At 59.0% G+C, this 9,154-nt stretch carries 11 protein-coding genes; 4 read left to right on the top strand and 7 right to left on the bottom strand.

The genetic code is table 11. From position 1 onward, the window contains the following. The coding region (locus AB4043_RS05440) for a TolC family protein (protein ID WP_442306629.1) at positions 1 to 597 on the bottom strand (597 nt) is incomplete at its 3' end. Between the two features lie 286 nt (positions 598 to 883). On the opposite strand from AB4043_RS05440, the gene AB4043_RS05435 reads away from it, so the two are divergent. Next, positions 884 to 1,156 carry a ubiquitin carboxyl-terminal hydrolase 14 gene (locus tag AB4043_RS05435; RefSeq protein WP_442301043.1) on the top strand — a complete coding sequence of 91 codons (273 nt, stop codon included), beginning with the start codon at positions 884 to 886 and terminating at the stop codon, positions 1,154 to 1,156. A gap of 130 nt (positions 1,157 to 1,286) precedes the next feature. Here AB4043_RS05435 and AB4043_RS05430 read toward each other — a convergent pair whose 3' ends face one another. From AB4043_RS05430 to AB4043_RS05405, 6 genes are all read right to left on the bottom strand, one after another. After that, a complete protein-coding gene (locus AB4043_RS05430) occupies positions 1,287 to 1,601 on the bottom strand; it encodes a hypothetical protein (RefSeq protein ID WP_263419651.1) in 315 nt (104 codons plus the stop codon). A gap of 59 nt (positions 1,602 to 1,660) precedes the next feature. After that, complete coding sequence (gene hemH, locus AB4043_RS05425) at positions 1,661 to 2,581, bottom strand: ferrochelatase (RefSeq protein ID WP_442301042.1); 921 nt, start codon at positions 2,579 to 2,581, stop codon at positions 1,661 to 1,663. A 27-nt stretch (positions 2,582 to 2,608) separates the two neighbouring features. Continuing rightward, entirely contained in the window at positions 2,609 to 3,649 is a 1,041-nt protein-coding gene (hemE, locus tag AB4043_RS05420; RefSeq protein WP_442301041.1) for a uroporphyrinogen decarboxylase, read from the bottom strand. Positions 3,650 to 3,777: 128 nt separating this feature from the next. Continuing rightward, complete coding sequence (locus AB4043_RS05415) at positions 3,778 to 5,196, bottom strand: ArnT family glycosyltransferase (RefSeq protein ID WP_442301040.1); 1,419 nt, start codon at positions 5,194 to 5,196, stop codon at positions 3,778 to 3,780. A gap of 2 nt (positions 5,197 to 5,198) precedes the next feature. Next, the gene (locus tag AB4043_RS05410; protein ID WP_442306628.1) at positions 5,199 to 6,359 is read right to left on the bottom strand and encodes a glycosyltransferase family 2 protein; all 1,161 of its coding nucleotides are present in this window, start codon (positions 6,357 to 6,359) and stop codon (positions 5,199 to 5,201) included. A 297-nt stretch (positions 6,360 to 6,656) separates the two neighbouring features. Further along, positions 6,657 to 7,541, bottom strand: a complete 885-nt coding sequence (locus AB4043_RS05405; RefSeq protein ID WP_442301038.1) for an energy transducer TonB — start codon at positions 7,539 to 7,541, stop codon at positions 6,657 to 6,659. A gap of 534 nt (positions 7,542 to 8,075) precedes the next feature. On the opposite strand from AB4043_RS05405, the gene rplM reads away from it, so the two are divergent. The 3 genes from rplM to AB4043_RS05390 all read left to right on the top strand — a co-directional run. Next, positions 8,076 to 8,510 (top strand): 50S ribosomal protein L13, encoded by a 435-nt coding sequence (rplM, locus tag AB4043_RS05400; protein WP_147646925.1) that lies wholly within the window; start codon positions 8,076 to 8,078, stop codon positions 8,508 to 8,510. Between the two features lie 22 nt (positions 8,511 to 8,532). Then, positions 8,533 to 8,928 (top strand): 30S ribosomal protein S9, encoded by a 396-nt coding sequence (rpsI, locus tag AB4043_RS05395; protein ID WP_442301037.1) that lies wholly within the window; start codon positions 8,533 to 8,535, stop codon positions 8,926 to 8,928. Positions 8,929 to 9,059: 131 nt separating this feature from the next. Further along, positions 9,060 to 9,154: 30S ribosomal protein S2 (locus AB4043_RS05390; RefSeq protein ID WP_442306630.1), on the top strand; the 95-nt coding region annotated here is incomplete at its 3' end.

Genomic DNA, 9,154 nt, shown 5'->3' with positions numbered 1-9,154 from the left:
GGCGATATCCGCTTCAGAGTGCAGCGTGGCGAGGGTGATTTGAGCCTGGGCCAGTCGGGACTTTGTCAGCTCCATCCGATTGTCCTGACCGGCATCCATACGCGAACGCACAATCTCCACAAGATGCACTGCAAATCCCTGTTCCTGTTTCAATGCCTCAAGCCGCTGCAGGTCGTGATCTAGCACGACGCATGTGCGGGCAGCATCTTCCGCTACGGCCTGGCGCGCATCTGCTAATGCAAGATTGGCCGCCTCCAACCCCATTCGCGCTGCGTCGATGTACTTTTTCTGGGCGAGATCAAAGACCAGCGATTGCAGGTTGAAGTTATAGAGTGTCGGTTGACCGACAGGGAAGCCGTAGGAATAACCCAGCCCTGAACCGGCGTTCAACACCGGAATGAAGACCACGCGCGATTCCGAAAGAACAGCCGTTGCCTTGGCTGCATCCGCTTCGGCCATCTTAACCCGCGGGCTATTGCGAAGCGCCAGGTCGATCGCAGAGGCGAACGAGAGCTGTGCTTCAAGCTTCGCTGATGCAAGCAGCGTGCATGCGAATAGCAGAGGCAGGGGATAGAGAAGAAAACGGACGGCCTTCATAGGACACTCTTCTGAAATCCTGTCGATACTTACCACTTAGAGCATCTTCCCTGTTGCCGGGTATCCCGAAAGGAGTGCGGCGGCGTTTTCATTGCGGAAAACGCCCATGGATGCGCAAGCCCTACTCTTCACCTGCAGGGAGATGCTCCATGGTACAGATTCGTCATCGCGAAAGTTTGACTCTAAAAGAGTTCACCTCACCACTTCCCGCGTGAAAGAATACCCACAGGCGAAGCAGATCTGAGATCTTTTCAGCACCTGCCATATCCCCCAAGGAGATTTCTCTGTGGCTCAGCATGCCTGCAAACACTTTGCGCATCTGCATCCGGTAACGCCTTCCGCAAAAGGCTGTGAAGAGTGCCTGAAGATGGGCAGCTCCTGGGTGCACCTGAGAATGTGCCTGATCTGCGGGCATGTGGGCTGCTGCGATTCTTCCCCGAACAAGCATGCCACCAAGCACTTTCACGACACCAAGCATCCCATCATGCGCTCGGTCGAACCCGGCGAGAGTTGGGCATGGTGCTTTGTGGATGAGGTTGTCGAAGAGCTGCCACAGTAGAGCAGGTTCCCTGTGGGTCTGGCGTGGGGCTTTCGCATCCATGGGCGTTTTCCGCAATGAAAACGCCGCTGCACGCCCTTTCCGGGATACCCAGCAACAGGGAAAGTGCTCTAACTGCGGCGTATCGGCATCAGTCCAGATCGAAGTCCCGCAGCGGCTTCTCCGTCAGTGGAGTCTCTTTGGCCTTCTTCACGGCCTCGGCGAACTTCTTGGCGAGAAGATCTTCCTTGTTCTTCTCTGCTTCCACTGACTGGCGGAAGAGCGAGTCCCGGCGGTCGTCCTGTTCTTTCAAGGCGGCTGAGGCCTGGGACAGGCTCTCAAAGGTGCGTTTCTTCGGCGCAGAGGTATGGCTGATGATCTGCTGCGTGACGGGATCGATCTTCAGGATCGCACCACAGTCTGGACACAACACTTCAAACCCTTGCTCGACCTTCGACTTCGCCATGGAGAGGATTGCAGTACGGGATGGCTCAGGCCGTCCCGTAACTTCCTGGCACTCGCGACCTAACGGCGCGAGCCAGCCAACTCGGCCAGAGCTTCGATCAGCAGTGGATGATCGTTCAACGACTCCGGACGTGACAGTGCGATGCCGATCTCTTTCGCGAACTGCTGGAAGTTGATGTCGATGTCGTAGAGCACCTCGACGTGATCGCAGACAAAGCCAATGGGGTGCAGCACGACCTCGCCGTAGCCCATGTCTTTCAAGGCGCGGAGGGAATCTTCCACCGTGGGTCCGAGCCATGGGCCTCCGCTGACACCCTGCGATTGGAAAGCGAAGTACCAGTCTTCGGTGCCGGTCTTTTCTGCAACCAGAGCAGCGGTGTTCTTCGCTTCATCGGAATAGGGATCCGGATTTTCACCCTGTACCGTTCGGCATGGGACGGAGTGCGCTGTAAACAGGACTGCCCGCTTGCTGTTAGCGTCGATCGATACCTGAGGAACACGCGTATGCAGCAGGCGATCGGCGAAGGCATCAATCAGCTTCGGGCGGTTGTGCCAGCCTTCGACGAAATCGATCTGGATCGCGGGATTCTCGCCCAAAGCCTTCATCAGGTCGCGTTTGTAGAGACCGATGGAGGTACGCGAGTTCTGTGGGGCCAGGCAGAGGACGCGTGCCGAAGTGACGCCGTCCATCTTCATCTGTTCGATCACAGGAGCGATCAGCGGCTTCCAGTTGCGCATGGCAAAGTAAACTGGCTCGCTGATCTTTGTGCGCAGCAGCTCTGCCTGTTTCATGGTCCAGCGGGTGAGGTGCGGCGGTTCAGGGCCGGGTTCTTCGCGAAGGCCGATCTCGGCGTAGCGGTGCTGCAGCTCTTCGACGACGTGGTCGGGAACACCGCGACCAGAGGTAACGAGGTCGAGGTAGGCTTTCATCTCGCCGAGAGTGTCCGGCGTGCCGTGAGCGAGCAGAAGAATCGCGTGCATCGCTTTTTATTTTAGTGCGCCCGCGCCCTAGAGCTGGAACTGCTTGACCCACTCGGCGACAGCGATGACGTTTTCGACTGGTGTACCGGGGACGATGCCGTGTCCGAGGTTGAAGATGTGGCCGGGTTGGCCGGCATTGCGGCGAAGAATCTCTTCGGTGCGCTGCTTGAGAATATCCTGCGGCGCAAACAGCGTGATGGGATCGAGGTTTCCCTGCAAAGCAACGTTGTTGCCTAAGAGCGTACGGGCTTCGTCAACGGGAATGCGCCAGTCGAGACCGAGGACATCAGCTCCGGTCTGTTTCATGTGTGGCAGCAGCGTGGCCGAGTCGACGCCGAAGTAGATAACGGGAACGCCCATGGCCTGGACTGCCTGTACCAGGCGCGTTGTGGACGGGAGTACGTACTCGCAATAGTCGGAGACGGAGAGTGCTCCTGCCCAGGAGTCGAAGATCTGGATGACATCCGCGCCGGCTTCCACCTGCTGCTTCGCATAGGGCATCAGGATAGTGACGAGCTTGTCCATCAGCAGGTCCCATGCGCCGCGATCGCTGTACATCAGCTTCTTGGCCTCGATGTAGTTGCGCGAGCCGCCGCCTTCGATCATGTAGCTGGCCAGCGTAAAGGGAGCGCCGATAAAGCCGATGATGCCGAGCTCATCGCCATCCGGACGCGGAGCGGCGAAGTGGGCGCAGACCTTCTCGATCGCGCGGGCGACATATTGGAGATCTTCGGCGCGGTCGGTGCGCAGGGCTGCGATCTGCTCGGCGGAGCGAATGGGCGTGTGTACGACCGGGCCCTCGCCGTTGACGAACTCGAAGTCCAGGCCCATCGGGGTGAGCGGCAGAAGCAGGTCCGCGAAGATGATGGCGGCATCGACACCCAGGCGCTCGGCCGCGGTGATGGTGACCTCTGCGGCAATCTCGGGCGTGCGGCAGATCTCAAGCAACGAGTGATGCTTGCGTACGGCCATGTACTCCGGCATATAGCGGCCGGCCTGGCGAAGGAACCAGACGGGTGTGCGATCAACGGACTGACGGAGGCAGGCTCTTACAAAACGGCTGGACATGCAGCTTTGATTCTACGTGGAAGGTAGTTGAATGGTTGAATCGTTGAATAGGCCGACAATCTGTCGCATGGTTCAGACCTCGGCCAGGATGGCCCCGGCGAGCCACGAGAAACGCATCGCGTTCGACTCTAGCGAAGCGGGACGAGAATGAGGACACCGTCACGTTGCATAACCGGTGTGTAGTGCTTGCGAATGATCTCAAGCATCTCCGGAGTGAACCGATTGGCATCGGTATCGGCTTTGGTGAGATCGATCGATTTGTTCAGTTGCACGGCGGCGAATTGCCGGCTTTCGAGCTGCCTGTAGAGCGGTGACGGATCGAGTTTGCTCAGCTGAATGAAGCGTGTCGCATTGAACGGGTCGTAGAGATAGGGCTTGCCCGCTTCGGCGCAGAGCAGCAGCGATTCACAGATGGCAGGGCCAGGTGTTTGCTGCAACAGAGTGAGCGATTCGCGATATGTCTGTTGTTGCTGTCGAAGATGCCTAAGATCCCGAATCGGAAGACTGGTTTCGTTGGTAATGAAGAGCGGCAGCAGTGGCCAGAGAGCGATGGCCATCGGGAGATAGGTCAATGGCGGCGCAGCCTCGCGCACTTCATCGAGGAAGATGCCAATCAACAACACCATGGCCAGCACCGTGTCGAAGAGGGAATTGGTAGCGACACCGACTCCGCCGGCAAAGAAGAGATTCAACGCCAGTGCACATGTGAACCAGATTCCGGTGATGCGGAGTGCAGGGTATCGGCGCGAACGCCATGCCGTTATACCGGCGAGGACGACGAGAGGAATCAGCGGACCAAGGGTGCCGATGCCGTTGTCAAAGGCATGATGCAGGGAGTATCCGCGGCCCGCGAGCAGGTTAGTGAGAAATGCCGAGCCTGCGAAGTGCTGGTTGATCCACAGCGAAAACACAGTAGCTGGTATTGCCGTGCCGAGGAAGAGAGTTAATCCACGCCAGCGGCGCGCCAGCAGAAGATCCAGCGTGACCGCCAGAGGAATGTCGATGAGATTGTGCTTGATGTTTCCGGCTAAGACAAAGAGCAACGCCATGAAGACAATCGCCGCTGGACGTTCGCGAAAGCGCAGATAGAGATAGAGTGCCGCGAGAAAGAAAGGTGTGGCAAAGAGCTGCGGGTCGTATTGTCCGATATAGCTGGGGGCGGAGGCGCAGACAACGCTGATGGTGAGCAGCGCGGTGAAGGCGGCGGCATAGCGCGATCCCGCGAGATGCCTCACCATAGCGCCCAGAAGAAGCGCGGAGCAGACCAGGCCGACGATGGACAAGGCACGGCCTGTATAGAGCAGATCGCCGGTCAGGTGCGAGAGCCACGCAGAGATATAAAACGACAGCGCGGGATAGTTAACCGTGTGCCATCCGAAGCGCTCAGCATAGAGCGGCTGATGTAGCAGGACGGTACGGGCGTTATAGAGATTCCAGCCCTCGTTGTATCCCACTTCAAGCTGCATACCGGAACGCATCACCGGAACAAACGCGGTGTAAGCGGCAACCAGAACTGCTGCGAGAAGCTGCTTGTGAGAACGCTGCATCCTTACGGAGTGTAGCTGGAGAGGCTTACCGCGCGGCGCGTTTGTGGTGTCTCCCAGGTAAATATCTGGGTCAYAGCGTAGTTCCACACAGAACCGATAGCGATGCCGGCGAGTGCAGCTAACGCCCATGGTGTTTGCGAGAGGTGGAGGCGGTTGGCGTAGGAGACAGAGAAGATTGCGCCCAGACCGCAGAGCATAAGGAAGCGCAGGTAGCCGGTCCAGGCGCGGTGTCCGCGCAGGCGGCTCTGCTGCAGCGCGTTATTGACTGCGAAGTTGGTGCTCATCGCGGCGATGGCGGCAACTGCCTGTGAGGTGAGAAAGCTCGCGTGCAGACCGAGATACATAGCTGATAGAAGGGCAAAGTGAACCAGCAGGCCGCTGGCGCCGGTGAGCGCGAAGAGCGTTAAGCGCGGGCAGAGATGTCCGCCGGTGAGTTTGTTCACAATGAGGAATAGATACTCGATGGCGACGTGGAACGAGAGCTTGGACTGGCCATGCATGCGCGTGCGGAAGCGATAGCCAATTTCGCCGATGCGCGGCTTGCAATCGCTGGAGGCCAGCAGATCAAGCAGTATCTTGAAGCCGCCGGTCTGTAAACGGGGAGCGGCGGAGCGGAAGAAGTCGTCCCGCACCAGGAAGAAACCGCTCATCGGATCGGAGACCTCACATTGGCAGACGGAGCGCGAAAGCTGTGCGCTTAGCTGGCTGACGCGGACACGGACGCGTGCGAAGTTTCCCATGCTGCCGCCGTGGGCGTTACGTGTTCCGACGACCAGGTCAAGATGCTCGCGCTGCATCTTCTCGATCATGCGGGGGAGGGCAGATTCATCGTGCTGCATGTCCGCGTCCATTACCGCAAGCATTGGTGCGGTGGATGCCATCATGCCTTCGATCACGGCCGAGGAGAGACCGCGACGGCCGATGCGATGGATAAGGCGGATACGGCTGTCCTGACGAGCAAGTTGGCGAACCACATCCGCAGTGCCGTCCGGCGAGTTGTCGTCCACGACGATGATCTCGTGCGGCATGTTGCCCAGGACTGTCTGCGTGCGGCGGATCGCTTCGACGATATTGGCGCGCTCGTTGTAAGTCGGCAGAATCACCGCAAGTTCAACGGCGTTTGATGTTTGTTGCAAATCGAGTTGGACAGCAAAATCGCTCATGCTTCAGGTCCTGGCAGGATTCGCGCTTTAGAATGCGTGACCCGCTGTACCTGTTTTTGTTGCGAAGCAAACGGAATTGATTACATTCCATGCCTCATTTGTCGTTGGGAGCGCGCTCTATATCCCACCCAGTTACCGCGGCAGATTTATTCCATTCTTCAATCATCAAATTCTTCAATTCCCTGGAGCATTTTCCCTGTGGAAGTAGAGTAGGGCTTTCGTATCTATGGGCGTTTTCCGCAATGAAAACGCCGCTGCACACCTCTTCCGGGATACCCAGCAACAGGGAAAAATGCTCTAGTGCATCTGGAACCGGATGGCCGTTCCAATCTCCGTGGACTGCGGCTTGCCGTTGACCATGCCAGGACGGAAGCGGTACTGAAGCACCGCAGCGACAGCGGCTTCGTCCAGGCCGAGACCAGCGGGCTGGGCGACCTGCGGTTTGCTGACCGAGCCGTCGGCATTGACGGTGAAGCGGACGATGACGACGGCGGCATATTTCAGCCTCCGGGCGGCGGGCGTGAAGTCGGGGTTGGCGCCGGAGAGCAGGGTCGGTTGAGTGCTGCTGCCGGAGGCTGTCTGGTTCTGATCTTGTCCGGAGAAGGTGCCCAGGGAGACATAGTGCTTCAGGTCGGGGCCGCGCAGGCGAGAGGCTTCCGGCAGGGGAGGCTCGTTCTGGCCGAAGAACTGCGTGGCCGCTGTCTGCCAGTAGACGGGCAGGCGGGGAGCGAGGTCGTTGACGCTGTCGGCGAAGATGGCGTCGAGGGCGGCGGTGTAGTCGCCGGACGATGGCGGACTGATGTGGAACTGAAGGGGTTCGGCTGCTGCGTGATCGTTCGGTGTGTCAGCCAGGGTAATGGGCACCCAGCGGACGGCTCCGCGGGCTTTGGCGTCGATCTCCAACCCCATGCGGTGCGCTTCGATCTGGAGACCGTTTTTGAGCAGCTTGATGCGATCTACCTTGACTCCGGCGAGGGCGAAGGGGAGCTCCGGGTAGTCGTTCAGCGGGCGACCGTCGGCGGTGAACCAGAGGTTCGCGCCCTGCCAGCAGCCGCGCAGCAGGAACTGCCGGCCGGCGAGGCGCTTTGTGAGGGCGGCCTCGGTGGACTGGCCCAGGGCGGAGGAGACCGACAGGGAGAACCAGGCAAGCAGAGCGAGGGAGAGGGAGAAAAAGCGCCGCATGGGGGCAAGGGTACCGGATAGCGATGGGCGGAACAATGCTTCCGGGTGGAGGCTTCCGGTATGGAGGGTTTTGGAGGGGATTTTTTCAGGCTTGTGCATTTCCCTGTAGGTGTTGAGTAGGGTCTCTGCAGCTATGGGCATTTTCCGCAATGAAAACACCCTGCACCGGCTATTCCGTAACAGGGAAATTGCTCTAGACTGAAGTTGGCTCTGTGAGGAGTACCTCCGTTGACTCCTCCCTGAAAGTGAGCTACTGTTAAATCTCGCGCAGTTCTGCGCCTTTTTGAGGCGAGAACTCCGCCGTGGATCCACCTGGGGCAGCCTGGGGTGAATGGGCAGAAAGAGCCGTTTGATCGGCGATGAGGCCCGACTCCTGGTAGCGTCCGCTTGACGGACAAGGACCCCGAAAGCACCCACTGCATTGAGCGCAAGTCCACCTGGCAGGTCCGGGCGCATTTTTCTTGCCCCGTTTTGGCCGTGTGGAAGCGAAATTTTAGTCGTTTTCGTAGGATTTTGGTTTCAGGAGAAGCAGCAATGTCGACGTTTGTGCCCGGCGCAAAGGACATCAATCGCAAGTGGTTCGTGGTGGACGCGACCGACAAGACCCTTGGACGTCTTGCCAGCAGCGCGGCGAACATTCTTACCGGCAAGAACAGCCCGAAGTACACCCCGTACATCGATACGGGTGATCACGTCATCGTGATCAACGCGGAGAAGATTAAGCTGACCGGTCTGAAGAGCCAGCAGAAGATCTATCGCCGCTACACTGGGTTCCCCGGCGGTCTGCGTGAGGAAGCGTTCGACAAGCTGTTGGCGCGCAAGCCCGAGGCGATCGTCGAAGAGGCGATCAAGGGCATGCTGCCCAAGTCGAAGCTGGGCCGTCAGATGGCGACCAAGCTGAAGGTTTACCGCGGAGATAAGCATCCGCATCTGGCCCAGCAGCCTGAGGCTGTTGAGCTGACTGCATAACGGTAGAGGATTCGAGAGGATTATGGCGGATTTGGTTCAGTACTATGGCACGGGTCGCCGCAAGTCGGCGATCGCGCGTGTGTTTTTGCGCCCGGGATCGGGCGAGTTCACGGTCAACGGCAAGCCCCGTGAGGTCTACTTTGTGACCGAGCAGCAGCGTGCTTCGGCGAAGCGTACCTTGCAGACCGCTCAGGTCGAGGGTCAGTTCGACGTGGTGACGACGGTTGCCGGCGGCGGCGTTGCCGCTCAGGCCGATGCCGTGAAGATGGGCATTGCCCGCGCCCTGCTCGAGGTGAATCCCGAGCTGCGTAAGACCCTGAAGGCCGACGGCCTGCTGACCCGTGACGCCCGCGCCAAGGAGCGTAAGAAGTACGGTCAGAAGGGCGCCCGCAAGCGCTTCCAGTTCAGCAAGCGCTAGTCGCTGGCTTCTGGTTTTGGTTCGACCCGGCGGCGGCTTCGGCTGCCGCCGGCAAGTAGTTAAATTTCCCACGAACGGGATCAATCGGCCGCTCTGTTGTACCGGCTCGATGACCTGATGAAGGAGCCTCAATGGCAACGATTACGATGAAGGAGCTGCTCGAAGCAGGTGTACACTTCGGGCACCAGACCAAGCGTTGGAACCCGAAGATGAAGGAGTACATCTT

The sequence above is a fragment of the Terriglobus sp. YAF25 genome, from assembly GCF_052113305.1.
Taxonomy (GTDB): Bacteria; Acidobacteriota; Terriglobia; order Terriglobales; family Acidobacteriaceae; genus Terriglobus.
This window is presented reverse-complemented; position numbering and strand designations above follow the sequence as displayed.

Coding starts and splice junctions, on each gene's coding strand:
- hemH (WP_442301042.1), bottom strand. CDS start 2,581: ATGCACGCGATTCTTCTGCTCGCTCACGGCACGCCGGACACTCTCGGC.
- rplM (WP_147646925.1), top strand. CDS start 8,076: ATGTCGACGTTTGTGCCCGGCGCAAAGGACATCAATCGCAAGTGGTTC.
- AB4043_RS05430 (WP_263419651.1), bottom strand. CDS start 1,601: ATGGCGAAGTCGAAGGTCGAGCAAGGGTTTGAAGTGTTGTGTCCAGAC.
- rpsI (WP_442301037.1), top strand. CDS start 8,533: ATGGCGGATTTGGTTCAGTACTATGGCACGGGTCGCCGCAAGTCGGCG.
- AB4043_RS05405 (WP_442301038.1), bottom strand. CDS start 7,541: ATGCGGCGCTTTTTCTCCCTCTCCCTCGCTCTGCTTGCCTGGTTCTCC.
- AB4043_RS05415 (WP_442301040.1), bottom strand. CDS start 5,196: ATGCAGCGTTCTCACAAGCAGCTTCTCGCAGCAGTTCTGGTTGCCGCT.
- hemE (WP_442301041.1), bottom strand. CDS start 3,649: ATGTCCAGCCGTTTTGTAAGAGCCTGCCTCCGTCAGTCCGTTGATCGC.